This is a genomic window from Ruicaihuangia caeni (assembly GCF_029952955.1).
GTDB lineage: Bacteria > Actinomycetota > Actinomycetes > Actinomycetales > Microbacteriaceae > Ruicaihuangia > Ruicaihuangia caeni.
This window is the reverse complement of record NZ_JASATX010000002.1, coordinates 473,915-488,705: the sequence shown is the minus strand read 5'-3', so window position 1 is coordinate 488,705 and position 14,791 is coordinate 473,915. Positions and strand designations below refer to the sequence as shown.

Below are 14,791 nucleotides of genomic sequence, written 5' to 3'. Positions count from 1 at the left end.
CTAGTGGAGGCACCGCCGGGCCGTTCCGGGACCATATGCAGCAAGTACGGGAATCACTAGGCTGCGGTGATGGAGATCAGGCAGTTGCGCTACGCGGTGCTGCTGGACGAGCATCGGCACTTCGGTCGGGCGGCGCAGGCCGCCTACATCACGCAGTCGGCGTTCAGCCAGCAGATCGCGCAACTCGAGCGCGAGCTCGGAGTCCGCCTGTTCGACCGCACCCCCGCCGGCTCCACTCCGACCGAGGCCGGCACCCGGTTCTTGGAGCACGCGCGCACCGTGCTCGCGAATCTGGCCGTGCTGCAGGACGATGTGCGCTCCATTGCCGATGGGCACTCCGGTGTCTTGCGGGTGGGCATGTTCGGCGCAGGCGCCGGCGAGTTCACTCCGCTGCTCGTCGATGCCTATCGCAGCGCTGCGCCCGGCATTGAGCTCGTGTTCCACGAGCTGTCGATGACGCGCCAGTTCGACGAGTTGCTCGACGGGATCGTCGATGTGGCGATCCTCCACCCGCTGTGCGACCGAGACGACGTCGCGTTCACTCCCCTCTTCGACGAGCCGCGGCTCGCGGCGCTGCCAGCGCGGCACGAACTCGCCGACGCCGACGCGATCTCGGTCGCGGATCTGGCCGAGCAGCCGTTCGTGCTCGCCGGAACCGGAGTGCCCGACCCGTGGCGCAGCTTCTGGACCTGTGGCGACCCATGGCAGGGTGCCGGGCGCCCTCGCGCCGAGATGCGGTCGATCAGCGAGGGTCTCGCGGCGGTGGCCTATCTGCGAGTGGTCGACACGGTGCCCGCGACGTCGGCGCGGTATCACCGGCATCCGGGCGTGACATTCGTGCCGCTCCACGACGCCAGCTACTCATCGGTCGCAGTGGCACGCCGGGCCGACGACGGCCGCCCTGCGGTAGAAGCGTTCTGCCATCTCGCCGACCAGCTCGCCATCGAGCACCACGCGGTGGTGCCGGGCGCAGTGCGGCCAGCACCCGAGAAGTGAACCTCGGGCGCATGGCGTGGGTCTCAACCGACGCGCGCAGCCGCCAGTTCGTTGATCACCTGCGCCGAAGTCAGCACTCGGCCGAAGAACGTCGCGACCACGGCCTCCGTTGCTTTCTGAGCCCCCTCGAGCAGCGCACCCGTCGCGTCGGAGACCAACGCGACCTTGTAGTCGCGCATGAATGCGCTGCGCGCCGTCGATTCGCAACACACCTCGGTGAGCGTGCCCGTGATGATCACCGTGTCGATGCCGTTCAGCCCGCGGATCGACCGCAGCACCGAGTCGAGCCGGGTGTTGTGGAAGGCGTCGTAGCGGTGCTTGGCGATGACCACGTCGCCCGGCATCGGGGCGAGCTCGTCGACGATCTCGACGCCGTCGGTCCCCTCGCGCATGCCCAACTGCCGCAGCTTCGGGTTGTACGCCGTCTCGAGCGGCGACACGTCGAACTCGTCGAGCAGCACGTGCTGGGTGTAGATGACCGGTGCACCCGCCGAGCGTGCAGCGTCGCAGACGGCACGGATGCCGGGAATGGCGCCTCGTGCCGCCGGCACCTCCATCGGGCGCCCCTCCTCGACGAAGTCTCTCTGCATATCGATCACGAGCACAGCCGAGCGTGCCGGGTCGATTTCCCAGGGGGTCATGAAGCGCCCTTCCCTCTCGTCACTTCGAGGCGGATTCCGGTGAGCTCACCGGCGTTGCAGTCGTTGGCATCGGCTGCGCACGCGGAGACCGCCACGATCACGTCCTGATCGGCCCGCAGGTCGACGTAGTCGCCGGCGCGACTGGTAGGCAGCAGGATCGTCATCCGCTTGTCATCGCCGATGCGCGTATTCATGAAGACGTTGAACGGGTCGGTGACCCGGTCGAAGCCGATGCCGTGCGGCGCGAGGGCCTCGGTCAGGTGCTCGCGGCATCCCGTCTTGCCGGGGATCCCGAAGACCCGCTCGTACATCATGCGATTGCACGGCGGGAAGAGGATGTCGTGCACACCGACCGTGTCTCCCACGAGCGTGAGCAACGGCTCGCCGGCGGCTGTGAGCAGGCTGTCCCCGGGGCGCACATCGACACGATCGAGCAGCAATCGCGTGAAGCCCTGCGAGAAGCCCTCATGGGGAGCGCTCGCGGCATATACGACGAGGTCGGCGACCTGGCTGCCCTCCACATCGATCACGCGCAGCACATCACCCGCGGCGAGCGTCACCGCGCGGCCCGTAGCCGGAGGGATATCGATGACCTCAGGGACGCCGGTCACTCGCCCCTCGCCGGGCGCAGCCTGTGCACTCATCGCACCGCCTCCGTGGCCTCCGGCGCCTCTGCAGCATCCCCGCGCTCATCGGCCGCCCAGGCCGGGGCCGCCCCGTGCTTCCAGGCGAACCCGATTGCCGCAGCCGCCAGCAGGAGCAGCGGCAGGTAGGGCACGAGCCCACCGGCATCCATCGTCTGGAGACCCCAATTCGCGACCAGCAGCACCGCTTCAGCGGCGAGCGCCACCGCAGCGATTGCCGGGGATATGACAGTGACCCACACGCTGCGCTCACGCCGGGTGCGGCGGAAGTAGGCGATGACGGCGAGCGAGGTGAACGCCATCAGCGCGATGAGACCGAGCGCACCCAGCGAGATGAGCCAGGTGAACATCTGCTCATACGGGTGCGCACCTGCAACGAAGAACGCCAGCACCATCACGGCGGCGATGATCGTCTGCACGATGCTGCCCATGAACGGCGAGCGGTGCTTGGGGTGGATGCGTTCGAGCACACGCGGCGCCCAGCCATCCCGGGCAAGCGAGAACTGGTAGCGCGCAATCGCATTGTGGAAGCCGAGGTTCGTCGCGAAGGTGCTCACGATGAAGAGCACGAGCATGACGGCGACGCTCCACTCGCCGAGATAGGTCGCGGCAGCTCCGAAGATGAAGTTGCCCGGGTCTTCGAGCGCGACGCCGGCCGCCTCCTCGACGCCCCACGCCATCGCGAGCGACCACGAGGTGAGCATGTAGAAGCCGGCGATGATGAGCACCGCGGTGATGGCCGCGCGCGGGATGGTCTTGCGAGGCTCGCGCGCCTCCTCGGCATAGATCGCCGTCGCCTCGAAGCCGATGAAGAGCAGGAACGCGAACATCAGGCCGATCGCCGTGTTGCTCGACAGGAACTCACCCGGCGAGAACGGGGCGAGATTGATGCCGCTCGCACCGCCCTGGAAGAGGATGGCGAAGTCCATGGCGAGGATGATCGCCACTTCGAGCACCACCGCGACGCCGAGCACCTTGGCACTGACGTCGATGTCGAAGTACCCGAGGGTGCCCATGATCGCGATGCCGGCGAGCACCCAGACGATCCACGGAAGTTCGAAGCCGAAGTACTCGGCGGTGAAGATGTTGCAGAAGAAACCGAAGGTGCCCCAGATGGCCACCTGGAAGACGTTGTAAGAGAGGAACGCCACATACCCGGTGGCCCTGCCCATCCGCATGCCCAAGCCCTTGCCGATGTACACGTAGAAGCCGCCCGCGTTCGCGATGTGGCGGCTCATGGCCATGTAGCCGACCGTGAAGAGCACGAGCACGACGGCGACCACGGCGAAGGCGGCGGCGGTGCCGGACCCCGTGCCGAGGCCGAAGGCGAGTGGGAGGGCTCCGATCGTGCCCGACATGGGCGCGACGGTCGCGATGATGAGGAACACGATCGCGGCGAGGCCGATCGAGTCGGGACGCAACGTCTGCGTTGCGGGTCTGAGGTCTGCCATGGCGGCCATCGTGCCCGACGCTCCCAGAAGTGACGAGCACCATTCGCGAATCGGGCGATCGGTTCCGCTGATCGCGAGTGACGCAGAGGTCGCTGCTGTGCCGCCGTCGCGCGCTGCCAGCGCTCGGCGTTCCGCGACGTTCGCTCGGTTTCGCGTAGCATGCCGCTGGTGCCGCAACCGCCGGCGCAACTCGACCACGGGAGCCGCATGCCGCCTCGCCCACGCACCTCAGACCGCATCCATGAGCTTCTGCGCGACGCGATCGTGAGCGGCGAGCTCGCGCACGGATCGGCGCACTCCATCTATCAGCTGGCCGAGCAATACGGTGTCTCCCGCACTCCGGTGCGCGAAGCCGTGCTGCGGCTCGCGGATGCCGGGATGCTGCAGATCGAGCGCAACCAGGGCTTCCGCGTGCGCGGTGTGCGCGTCGACGACATCCGAGAGGTGTTCGAACTGCGGCTGCTGGTCGAGGTGCCCATGACGGCGCTCGCGGCACGCGCTACCGACGCGAAGGGCCGCGCGCGGCTCGATGAGTCGCTCACGGCGCTCGACAAGGCACTCGCATCCGGCGATCAGGCCGAGTTCAGGCGACGCGACCATGAGCTGCACGAGGCGATCCTGCAGCTCGCCGGCAATCAACAGGCTGCCGATCTGGTCGAGACCTTGCGCAACCGCACCGAGGCCCGGGGTGCGACGACGCTCGCCCGCGAACGCACCCTCGAGGACGTGCACGCCCAGCACGCCCCGATCGTCGAGGCGATCCGCTCGGGCGATGCGGATGCCGCGGCATCCCATATGCGCGAGCACCTCGCCTCGACGGGCACCATGCTCATGCACCAGGTCGCGGCTCGCACCGGCGAGCCCGTCGATGAGGGCTGGGCCGACCGCCTGCGATAGACGCTGGAGCCGCGGCATCCGATCGCGTAGCATGCTACTCATGACGATGACGGCGCCCACTCCTTCGAAGGGCGAGGCCGCAACGGATGCCGAGGGCGCCCGCCGCGATCTCGTCGCTCGCCTGCAGCGCGAACTGCGCGGCACGGTCGACGACGCCAAGCGCCGCCGCGCGGAGTACTCGACCGACGCATCCAACTACAGGGTCGTGCCCGACGTCGTGGTGTTCCCCGAGACCGCCGACGACATCGTCGCGTCACTCGCCATCGCCCGCGAAACGGCAACGCCGCTCGCGATGCGCGGCGGCGGCACCTCGATCGCGGGTAACTCGATCGGCCCCGGCATCGTGCTCGACACCTCACGAGCGTTCAACCGCATCCTGGATCTCGACCCGATAGCGCGCACCGCGCGTGTCGAGCCCGGGGTGATCATGGGCGCGCTGCAGAGAGCCGCTGCTCCGCACGGCCTCCGCTTCGGCCCAGACCCGTCGACATGGGCTCGCGCGTCGATCGGAGGCATGATCGGCAACAACGCCTGCGGTGCGCACTCGCTCTCGTTCGGGCGCACCTCCGACAATGTGATCGACCTCGACGTGATCGACGGCATGGGGCGGCGGTTCACGGCATCCGACGATCTCGGCGTCGTTCCAGGGCTCGAGGAGTTCACCCGCGCGAACCTCGCCACGTTCCGCACCGAGCTCGGACGGTTCGAGCGACAGGTGTCGGGGTATGGGCTCGAGCACCTGCTTCCGGAGCGCGGTCACAACCTCGCGCGTGCGCTCGTCGGCACTGAGGGCACCTGCGCGATCGTGCTGGGCGCGACGGTGCGACTGGTCGACGTGCCGAAGGCGCCACTGCTCGTCGTGCTCGGCTACCGGTCGATGTATGAGGCAGCGGATGCCGTGCCCGTGCTGCTCGAGCACTCCCCCGGTGCCATCGAGGGTCTCGATGCCCGCCTGGTCGACGCGGTGCGCCGCGCTCGCGGCGACGGCGCCGTCGAGGCCCTGCCGGATGGGGCGGGTTGGCTGCTCGTTGAGCTCTCGGGCGAAGACGAGCGCGACACCGAGCAGCGCGCCCGCCGGCTGGTCGCGGCATCCGGAGCGGTCGACTCGGCGTTGCTGCCTCCCGGCCAGGCGCAGCGGGCGATCTGGCGCATCCGCGAAGATGGGGCCGGGCTCGCCGGGCGCACCCAGTCGGGCAACCAGGCATGGCCCGGCTTCGAAGACGCCGCCGTGCCGCCCGAGCAGCTCGGCGCCTACCTGCGCGACTTCGACGCGATGCTCGAGGGCTACGGAATCGAAGGCATGCCCTACGGGCACTTCGGCGACGGCTGCATCCACGTGCGGCTCGACATCCCGCTCGACGAGAACGGCGACACGCTGCGAGCGATGATGGTGGATGCTGCGAAGCTCATCGCGTCGTACGGCGGGTCGCTCTCGGGCGAGCACGGCGACGGGCGGGCTCGCAGCGAGCTGCTCCCCTACATGTACAGCGACGCGGCGATCGCCTCGTTCAAGGGGTTCAAGCACCTCTTCGACCCGGAGAACGTGCTGAACCCTGGCGTGCTGGTCGATCCGCATCCGCTCGACGCCGACCTTCGGCGGCCGGCCGCGCTCAATATCGCCCGGGTCAACGGGTTCGCCTACGGGCACGACAAGGGGTCGTTCACGAACGCGGTGCACCGCTGCGTCGGGGTCGGCAAGTGCCGGGTCGACAACACGGCGGCCGGCGGGTTCATGTGCCCCTCGTACATCGCGACCGCGGACGAGAAGGACTCCACCCGCGGCCGCGCGCGCGTGCTGCAGGAGATGGTCAACGGCAGCTTCGTCAAGGACGCCTGGCGCTCCGAAGAGGTGCGCGACGCGCTTGAGCTCTGCCTCTCGTGCAAGGCCTGCTCGAGCGACTGCCCGGCCGGTGTCGACATGGCCGCCTACAAGTCGGAAGTGCTGCACAACAAGTTCAAGGGCCGCATCCGCCCGATCACGCACTATGTGCTCGGCTGGCTGCCGCGCTGGGCACGCCTCGTCGCGCCGATCGCTCCGCTGGTGAACGCGGTGCTGTCGCCGCGCCCCATCCAGAAGCTCGTGCTCAAGCTCGGCGGCATGGACACGCGCCGGTCGATCCCGAAGTTCGCCGGCGGGCGCTTCACCAGCCGGGCTAAGGAGCTGAGGGCGGATGCCGGGGCGGCCGCCTGGGGCGACACCGCTCGCCTCGCGGGGGGCGGGTCGCCGGGCGCCGCTGCGGCGAGTGTCGTGGCGGCGGGTGCCGTGGCGGCGAGTGCCGTGGCGGCGGGTGCTGCTGCGGCGGGTGCCGCCGACGGGGGCGTCGCGACCGGCCGAAAGGTGCTGCTCTGGGTCGACTCGTTCTCCGACTGCTTCTCGCCGGCGATCGCCGAGTCTGCGGTCGCGGTGCTGCGCGACGCGGGGTACGACCCGGTGCTGCCGCAGGCATCCGTCTGCTGCGGACTCACCTGGATCACGACCGGACAGCTCGACGCAGCGCGTCGCAAGCTGACCGCGCTGGTCAAGGAACTGCACCCGTACGCGGATGCCGGCATGCCGATCCTCGGGCTCGAGCCCTCGTGCACCGCGGTGCTGCGCTCCGACCTGCTTGAGCTGCTGCCGGGCGACGAGCGAGCGCGCAGCGTCGCGAAGGCGACGGTCACCCTCGCCGAGCTGCTCGCGGAGCGCGCGAAGCAGGAGCCCGCGTGGCAGCCTCCGTCGCTGGAGGGCGAGCGCTTCGTCGTGCAGCCGCACTGCCACCACCACGCCGTGATGGGGTACGCGACGGATCGCGGGCTGCTCGCCTCGCTCGGCGCCGAGGTGACCGAGCTCGCCGGATGCTGCGGGCTCGCAGGCAACTTCGGCATGGAGCAGGGGCACTACGACGTGTCGGTGAAGGTCGCCGAGAACGCGATGCTGCCAGCACTGCGGTCGGACGCCGGGGCCCGGCTGCTCGCCGACGGCTTCTCGTGCCGCACGCAGGCCGATCAGCTCGCCGACCGCGACGGGGAGCACCTCGCGCAAGTGCTCGCCGCCGCCCTCGCGAAGCCGTAGCGGCGACCACCGCCGCACTCTCAGCTCTCGTCGAGGCCTCCGCCCCGCCGGGCATGCGCCGCGCCGCGCCGCGCATCCGCGACGACAGAAACCCGCCCTGCGAGACGCCCGCCCCGCAGGCAGCCGCCCGGCCAGACATCCGCGCCGCCCGAAATCCGCCCCGAGGCCTGATGTGCGCGCCACTTGATCGCTTCCGCGCCACCAGGGCGCGGACACGCTTAGCTCGCGGGCAGGGCGCTTGGGTGTGCCGGTGGGCGCCACGGCATCCGCCGTGGCCCGCGTCGCCACCTACCTTGCGGCCCACCGCCCCTCCAAACACCCGCGCCGCCCGAAATCAGCCCCGAGGCCCGATGTGCGCCCCACTTGATCGCTTCCGCGCCACCAGGACGTGGCGCGGACACGCGGAAGTGGCGCGCGCGCCTGCCAGACCGAGCGCGGTTGCCCGCCGGCATCCGTCGCCGCCCATGCATCCGCGCGTCCGCACCCACGTCTGCGCCACTCGGAGACGGTTGCGCCAGGAGCATGCGGCGCAACCGTCCGCAGCTGGCGCAAGCGCTTAGTCGGGCGGGCGGGCGTGCGCGCGTGGCCCGGCGGGCCAGAGAGCAGACCAACTGGAAAGGCCCGGGTCGCGTGAACGACCCGGGCCTCCCGTACAAGCGCGGCGCGGCCTAGTGCCGGCCGGTCACGATGTTCGCGGCGGTCGCCAGGAACGACGTGCGAGCGGAGTCGCTGCGGGCCTCGAGCCGATCGGCCAGCGAGTAGATGCTGTACATGCCGTTCAGCGCCACCCAGCGAAGCGGCTCGGGCTCCCACTTGCGGATGCGCTTGTTCACCCACGGCATCCGCGTCAGCTCTGTGTCTTCGCGCAGGATCAAGTCGCGAAGCGTGCGACCCGCGAGGTTCGTGCTGCTCACGCCATCTCCGACGTACCCGCCGGCGACTGCAACACCCTGCTCATGATCGACCGACACCGTCGCCGACCAGTCGCGCGGGATGCCGAGCACTCCTGTCCACGTGTGGTCGATGCGCGCGTCGGCGAGCATCGGGAACAGCCGAAGCAGCGCCTGGTGCAGTTCGCGCACTGAGCGCTCCGCCGTCTTGCCGTGGTCGTCGGTCCGTGAACCCCAGAGGTAGGGAACGCCCGGACCGCCCAGCGCGATGCGGTTCTCCGCGGTCTTGTGGATGTAGCAGAAGAAGTGGGCGGCATCGCGCACCATGACGCTGCTCGACCAGAAGATCTCGTCGATGACGCGGTCTCCGAGCGGCTCGGTCACGATCATGCTGCTGAGCTTCGGCAGCCAGTCGCGCTTCTGACCCTTGAGCGACGGCGTGAAGCCCTCGGTGCCGCGCACGATGTAGTCGGCGCGCACCGTGTGACCGTCGACCGTCACGGCCTCGCGCGGCCGGATCTCGCTCACACCGGTGTTCTCGTAGATGCGCACACCCATGCGTTCGACGGCGTCCGCGAGGCCGCGCGCGAGCTTCGCGGGTTGCACGCGAGCGCAGTGCGGCGACCAGAGGCCGGCTGTGCCGCCCTCGAGCCGGGCGAAGTCGTCGAGTTCGCGACCTTCGACCCAGCGCAGGTCGTCGGCCCCGAAGCCCCACTCGGCCGCTCCTTCGAACTCCGCGCGAAGCCGCGCACGCTGAGCCGCGTTCGTCGCGATCGCGATCTCACCGTCCTTCGCGAGATCGGCGTCGATCCCCTCGACAGCGGCCACACGAAGCACCTCGTCGATGGTCCCGAAGATCTCGCGCTGGAAGTCGACGACGCTCTGCTTGCCGTGGCTCTTCGCGTAGCGGCTCGCCTGACCCGGAAGACCGTACGACAACCAGCCGCCGTTGCGGCTCGAAGCCCCGAACCCTGCGGTCTCCCGCTCGAGGATCACGATGTCGAGCTCGGGCTTCGCCTGCTTGAGGTAGTACGCACCCCAGAGGCTCGTGTACCCGGCGCCGACGAAGACGACGTCGGCTTGCAAGTCGCGATCCAGCCTCTCACGGCGAGCGCCCGGTGCGGTCTCGGCGAACCAGAACGACACATCGCCGTTCACTCGGGGGCGGGCAGTCAGATCAGTCATGAATTTCTCGTCTTTCACTCATCGATGCGTTCGGATGCCGCGGCACAGCGCGGCGGTCGTCCCGGCGGATCCGTGGCACCCGTCGACGGGGGCGGGCGGATACGCCGGCTGCGCTAGCCGAACGTGAGGAAGCGGTTCATGATGCTCCGACTGTATTGCGAGGAGGTGTGCAGATGGAAAGGGCACCCGGCGGAATGACCACCGGGTGCCCTTGACCTGAGGGATGTCTCCCGAAGGTCTACTTCATGCCGGCGGCTTCGCGGACCTTCTCGAGGAAGCCCGCTTCGTAGCCGTCGTAGAACGGTGCGGTCGCGTCGCGGTACGCAGCGAGGTTCGCCTCGTGCACGGTCACGCCGTTCTCCTCGAGGAGGGCGATGCTCGCGGCCTCGTTGTCGATGTTCACCTGGGTGCTGTCGATGCCGCCCTGGCTGAACTCCTCGATGAGCACCTGGCGGTACTCGTCAGAAAGGTCCTGGAACGCCTGCTCGTTCATGGCGAAGCCGAGGAAGAGCTGGAAGTGGTGCGTCAGGGTGAGGTGCTTGACGGCCTCGTACCACTTGGTCGAGGGGAACGAGTTGATGTCGCTCTCCGCGGCGCTCACGACGCCCTGCTCAAGCGCACTGTATGCCTCGGTGTACTCGACCGTGGTCGGCACTGCGCCCACGAGCTCGAACGTGCGGGTCCAGGTCTCGATCGGCGGCGTGCGCAGCTTGACGCCCTCGAGGTCGCTGGGCTCGGGGTAGCCGTCGGCGCCGAGGATGTTGCGAGTGCCGAGGAAGTAGTTGAGCGCCAGCACGCGCACGTCGGCGTTCTCGGCGAGCTCATCCACCATGCCCGCGAACATGTCGGACTCGTGGAAGGTCTGCGCCTGCTCGGTGCTCTCGAAGAGGAACGGACCGCCGAGGATGTCCATCTGCTTCGCGCCGAGGGCGGCGAGCGAGGCGGCATCCACGTAGCCGATGATGGTCTCGCCCGAAGCCGACTGCTCCAGGATGTCGGTCGTCGTGCCGAGCTGTCCGTCGGGGTAGATCTCGAGCACGAGGTTGCCGTCGGTCCGCTCTGAAACGCGCTCCGCGACCTCCTCGAGGGCCTTGTGCGTGATGCTGTCGGAGGGCTCGACGTGCGAGACGCGGATGGTCATGCTCTCCGCTGCGTCGCCGTCACCGTTGCCGCTCGGCGACCCCGCTGCACATCCGGCGAGCAGACCGCCCGCCGCGACCAGCGAGACCGCGACAGCGGCGCGCTTCATCATCTTCATTGATTCTCCTGTGGGTGGATTGCCCGGCCGATGGACGCGGCGCGGGACAGGCTGTGATTACTGAACAGTACCATTTCGAGACATTCGATGACGATTCGTAGCGACAAATACGCAAATCGTGATGTTTATGCAGCGCCGAGACGGTTGGCCTACCAATCCGAGCGCAGCCCACGCCAGGATCGCGCGATCTACCAGCCCTCGGTGAGCACCCGGTCGAGCATGGCCACGAAGTGGTCGACGCTCTCGCGGTCGAGGCACAGCGGCGGCTTCACCTTCAGCACGTTCTGCCGTTCTGAAGTGGCCTGCATGATGACGCCGAGCTCGAGCAGCCGCTCGCAGATGCGCGCGGTCTCCTCCTTGGCAGGCTCGAGTGTGTCGCGATCGCGCACGAGCTCGATGCCCACATAGAGCCCCATGCCATGCACCGCGCCGATCATCGGCTGGTGCCGCGCCAGGCGCTCGACTTCACCGATCAGGTAGGCGCCGACCTCGGACGCGTTCTGCTGCAGCCCCTCGTCGCGCATGACGTCGAGCACGGCGAGGCCTGCCATGGCGCTCGCCGGGCTGCCTCCGGCCGACGAGAAGAAGTGCCCCTCGCGGGCAAGCGACTCCGCGATCTCACGGCGGGTGATCACGGCGCCCAGGGGGTAGGCATTGCCCATCGCCTTGGCGATCGCGATCACATCGGGCACCACACCCTGCTGCTGGACGCCCCAGAAGTGGTCGCCCAGACGTCCGTACCCCACCTGAACCTCGTCGGCGATGCAGACCCCGCCGCGGGCACGGATCTCGCGGTACACGGCGTCGAGGTAGCCCTCGGGAAGCAGCACACCCCCGGCGTTGCCCAGGATCGATTCGCAGATGAACCCTCCGAGCTGCACGCCCGAGGCGTCGAGTTCCGCGAGCTGCGCGCGGAAGTCTTCGAGGTAGCGCTCCCCGGCGTCTGCCCCCCGGTACTTCCCGCGGTACGTGTTCGCCACGTCAGTCACGTGCACCCAATCAGGGCGGTTCAGCAGCGCGTTGGGGTTGTCGTACGCCGAGGTGGAGACGGCATCCGCCGCCATCGACCAGCCGTGGTAGGCCTCGCGCATCGCCATGATGTCGCGCCGCCCGGTGTGCAGCTGCGCGAGCCGCATCGCCAAGTCGACCGCCTCAGTGCCGCTGTTGACGAGCAGCACGGTGTCGAGCGACGGGTCGGGCGAGTGCTCGAGGAGTCGCTCGGTGAAATCAGCGAGCGAGCGGTAGAGGAATCGCGAGTTCGTGTTGAGCGTGAGCAACTGGCGGTTGACCGCTTCTGCGAGGCGCGGATGCCCATGCCCGACACCCGAGACGTTGTTCACCATGTCGAGGTACGCCCGGCCGTCGGTGTCGACCAGCCATTCGCGCCACCCGCGCTCGATCTGCGGGGGCCGCTCGTAGTAGCGCTCCTGGGCACTCGAGAACACGCGCTCCCGGCGCTCATGCTCGGCGACCGGGTCGAACCCTGCCACCCGGTCGATGCCGAGGAGCTCCGCCGGGTCGCCCGTGAGGTGCGCCCACGCAGCAGCCCTGCTCGGCACGACGAAGGCCTGCACACGGATGCCGTCGGCGCGCGCCCACGAGATCGTCGCCCGCGCGAGGCCATCCACTGGAGCCAGCGTGCCGAAGCCTTGGCCCTTGGCCACCGTGACTCCGCAGTCAGCCAGGGCTGTCTCGTCGACAGCGACGTCACCCTCGATCCGGACGACGCCCGCGTCACCGGCCAGCTCGACACCGCCCCCGACCGCTCGGAGCACTCCGTCGAACGGAGCCTCGAGCACGGCTTCCTGCCGCAGGAACACCTCCGTGACGAGCGCGAATGTGGCGGGCTCTGCGGCCGCCGGTCGATCGCTTCGCGTCAAGCGGTGCTGGCCGTAGGCGAACACGGCGGCAGGCGCCTCGGCGAGCGCAGCGCGAGCCAGCTGCTCCTCGGCATCCGGCTGCCGCCATCTGCCCTCGTGCAGAAGCGGGCTCGTCACGCTCAGGTCGATGATGCGGTGACCCGCGGAGTGCAGGGCGGGCAGCATCGGGTGGAACGGCCCCGCTCCGAGCGGATGCTTCGGCTCACGACCAAGCGCCGCACGGATCGCCGCCTCGGCCTCGTCCCAATCGATCCCTGCGGCCGCCTCGAAGACCGTCCACTCGTGCTCCATGCGCTCGAGCGCGTACTCGTTCGAGGCCTCCAGGCGCACCTGGTGCTCGCCGCTGACAACCAGCACGGCGCCGCGCAGCACCACGAGCGGCCAGAGCGCGCCGATTTCCTCATCGCTCAGCGGCACGATGCGGTCGAACGCACGCACCGCGTCGAAGACCGCCAAGGGCTCGTCGGACCGGTGGTGCAGGATCGAGGCCACGGTCACCGCCAGTTCGGCCACGCGCCAGCCATAGGCGAGGTCGCCGAAGTCGATGATGCCGTCGGGCACGATGCGGCCCGCGGCATCCCGGGTGCCGATCACGTTGTCGTCGGTCAGATCTCCGTGGATCGCCTGCACCGTCAACCGATCGGCGACGAGTTCCAGACGGGCGGATGCCGCGCTGCCGACCGCCTCGAGGCGGCCGCGGCGCAGGGGGTCCGCCACATCGGGAAGCAAGCGCTCGATGACCCGAGTGGCGTTTCGGAGGTCCCACTGCAGCGTGCGCTCGAGCGCTTCGTCGCGGTGGCCGGCGAGCTCGTGCACTACCGTGCCAGAGAGCGCTCCGAGCCGCTCGATGACCGCGCGCGAGAGATACCCCTGATCGACGAGTGATGCGCCCTCGATGAAGGTGAGCATGCGTACTCGCAATTCGCGGCCGTCTTCAGTGGTCCACGCGCAGACGGTGTCGCCCGTGCGACTCGCGACCGGAACCGGCACCTTCATGCCTCGCTCGGCGAGCCGCTGCAACACCTGGTGTTGCGCTCGAATCTCCTGTTCCGAGAACGCACTATTGTCGAACTTCAGCAGCACGCTGATGACGCCCTGGGGCCCGGGGCTATCGATCTTGAAGTTGCGGTCCTGATTGCTACCGAGCTCCCGTGCCTCACCGGAGACTCCGAAGAGCTCGGCGGCGATCAGCTCAGCCTCGGCCCTGGAGACGTCTGGGCGTACGAGCGTGCGGCCCTCGAAGAAGTCGAACACTGTGGTCAATTCATCCCAATCGCGCGCGTGATGCATATTCGGTACAAGACAGGAGCGATGAGTAATGAAAAGTGACAGCACTCATCAGTTCGATGATAAATCAAATGGGAACCACATGAACAACGGCGCTGCCCACACCCCCGAGAGCTCCCGTGACGAGCGCCTCGACGAGATCGACCGCACGCTCATCACCGCGCTGCAGGAGGACGGCCGCCTCGGCTATGCCGAACTCGGCGAGCTGGTGGGGCTCACTCCGGGCGGGGCTCGCCGGCGCGTCGTCCGCCTGCAGGAGCGCGGCGTGCTGCAGATCGTCGGCGTGACCGACCCCTTGAAGCTCGGGTACCGCAGCATGGCCCTCATCGGCATCGAGGTGAATGGCGACGGCGACGTCACCGAGGTCGCCGCGGCCCTCGACGCGATCGACGATGTCATCTACGTGGTCGCGAGCTCGGGGTCGTTCGACCTGCTCGTGGAGGTCATCGCCGAAGACTCCAGCGCGCTCTTCGACGTCATCACGCGCAAGGTGAAGCGGGTGCCGGGCGTCGCTCGCACCGAGACCTTCCAGTACTACGCAATCCATACCCACCGCTTCCAATGGGGCACTAGATAATCAGAAAACGACACTGAGCGCCGATTCTCATTC

Annotated in this window: 10 protein-coding genes; 4 read left to right on the top strand and 6 right to left on the bottom strand. The window is 68.7% G+C overall.

Going from position 1 to position 14,791, the window contains the following annotated elements; all coding sequences use genetic code 11:
- Nucleotides 1-69: 69 nt before the first annotated feature.
- Nucleotides 70-996 (top strand): LysR family transcriptional regulator, encoded by a 927-nt coding sequence (locus QF206_RS07385; protein ID WP_281488565.1) that lies wholly within the window; start codon nucleotides 70-72, stop codon nucleotides 994-996.
- A 23-nt stretch (nucleotides 997-1,019) separates the two neighbouring features.
- On the opposite strand, the gene QF206_RS07380 is transcribed toward QF206_RS07385, so the two are convergent.
- The 3 genes from QF206_RS07380 to QF206_RS07370 are packed head-to-tail and all read right to left on the bottom strand — an operon-like array spanning nucleotide 1,020 to nucleotide 3,732.
- Complete coding sequence (locus tag QF206_RS07380) at nucleotides 1,020-1,637, bottom strand: isochorismatase family protein (protein WP_281488564.1); 618 nt, start codon at nucleotides 1,635-1,637, stop codon at nucleotides 1,020-1,022.
- Nucleotides 1,634-2,281: an urea carboxylase-associated family protein gene (locus tag QF206_RS07375; RefSeq protein ID WP_281488563.1), complete on the bottom strand. Its 648-nt coding sequence runs from the start codon at nucleotides 2,279-2,281 to the stop codon at nucleotides 1,634-1,636. The genes QF206_RS07380 and QF206_RS07375 overlap by 4 nt, the downstream gene beginning before the upstream one ends.
- Complete coding sequence (locus QF206_RS07370) at nucleotides 2,278-3,732, bottom strand: APC family permease (RefSeq protein WP_281488562.1); 1,455 nt, start codon at nucleotides 3,730-3,732, stop codon at nucleotides 2,278-2,280. The genes QF206_RS07375 and QF206_RS07370 overlap by 4 nt, the downstream gene beginning before the upstream one ends.
- A 168-nt stretch (nucleotides 3,733-3,900) precedes the next feature.
- Here QF206_RS07370 and QF206_RS07365 point away from each other — a divergent pair, with 168 nt between their 5' ends.
- Together QF206_RS07365 and QF206_RS07360 are read left to right on the top strand one after the other, a co-directional pair.
- Nucleotides 3,901-4,629 (top strand): GntR family transcriptional regulator, encoded by a 729-nt coding sequence (locus QF206_RS07365; RefSeq protein ID WP_281488561.1) that lies wholly within the window; start codon nucleotides 3,901-3,903, stop codon nucleotides 4,627-4,629.
- Between the two features lie 40 nt (nucleotides 4,630-4,669).
- Entirely contained in the window at nucleotides 4,670-7,681 is a 3,012-nt protein-coding gene (locus QF206_RS07360; protein ID WP_422785368.1) for an FAD-binding and (Fe-S)-binding domain-containing protein, read from the top strand.
- Nucleotides 7,682-8,349: 668 nt separating this feature from the next.
- On the opposite strand, the gene QF206_RS07355 is transcribed toward QF206_RS07360, so the two are convergent.
- The 3 genes from QF206_RS07355 to QF206_RS07345 form a co-directional block, all read right to left on the bottom strand.
- The gene (locus tag QF206_RS07355) at nucleotides 8,350-9,756 is read right to left on the bottom strand and encodes an NAD(P)/FAD-dependent oxidoreductase (RefSeq protein WP_281488560.1); all 1,407 of its coding nucleotides are present in this window, start codon (nucleotides 9,754-9,756) and stop codon (nucleotides 8,350-8,352) included.
- 238 nt (nucleotides 9,757-9,994) lie between these two features.
- The gene (gene dctP, locus QF206_RS07350) at nucleotides 9,995-11,014 is read right to left on the bottom strand and encodes a TRAP transporter substrate-binding protein DctP (RefSeq protein WP_281488559.1); all 1,020 of its coding nucleotides are present in this window, start codon (nucleotides 11,012-11,014) and stop codon (nucleotides 9,995-9,997) included.
- Nucleotides 11,015-11,202: 188 nt separating this feature from the next.
- Nucleotides 11,203-14,184 (bottom strand): aminotransferase, encoded by a 2,982-nt coding sequence (locus QF206_RS07345; RefSeq protein WP_281488558.1) that lies wholly within the window; start codon nucleotides 14,182-14,184, stop codon nucleotides 11,203-11,205.
- 79 nt (nucleotides 14,185-14,263) lie between these two features.
- Between QF206_RS07345 and QF206_RS07340 the strand changes: the two genes are divergently transcribed.
- Nucleotides 14,264-14,758, top strand: a complete 495-nt coding sequence (locus tag QF206_RS07340) for an Lrp/AsnC family transcriptional regulator (RefSeq protein WP_281488557.1) — start codon at nucleotides 14,264-14,266, stop codon at nucleotides 14,756-14,758.
- The last annotated feature ends 33 nt before the right edge of the window (nucleotides 14,759-14,791 follow it).

Excerpts from the sequence above, each read along its gene's own strand:
- QF206_RS07385 (WP_281488565.1), top strand. The coding sequence starts at position 70 with ATGGAGATCAGGCAGTTGCGCTACGCGGTGCTGCTGGACGAGCATCGG.
- QF206_RS07380 (WP_281488564.1), bottom strand. The coding sequence starts at position 1,637 with ATGACCCCCTGGGAAATCGACCCGGCACGCTCGGCTGTGCTCGTGATC.
- QF206_RS07375 (WP_281488563.1), bottom strand. The coding sequence starts at position 2,281 with ATGAGTGCACAGGCTGCGCCCGGCGAGGGGCGAGTGACCGGCGTCCCT.
- QF206_RS07370 (WP_281488562.1), bottom strand. The coding sequence starts at position 3,732 with ATGGCAGACCTCAGACCCGCAACGCAGACGTTGCGTCCCGACTCGATC.
- QF206_RS07360 (WP_422785368.1), top strand. The coding sequence starts at position 4,670 with ATGACGATGACGGCGCCCACTCCTTCGAAGGGCGAGGCCGCAACGGAT.
- QF206_RS07355 (WP_281488560.1), bottom strand. The coding sequence starts at position 9,756 with ATGACTGATCTGACTGCCCGCCCCCGAGTGAACGGCGATGTGTCGTTC.
- dctP (WP_281488559.1), bottom strand. The coding sequence starts at position 11,014 with ATGAAGATGATGAAGCGCGCCGCTGTCGCGGTCTCGCTGGTCGCGGCG.
- QF206_RS07345 (WP_281488558.1), bottom strand. The coding sequence starts at position 14,184 with ATGCATCACGCGCGCGATTGGGATGAATTGACCACAGTGTTCGACTTC.
- QF206_RS07340 (WP_281488557.1), top strand. The coding sequence starts at position 14,264 with ATGAACAACGGCGCTGCCCACACCCCCGAGAGCTCCCGTGACGAGCGC.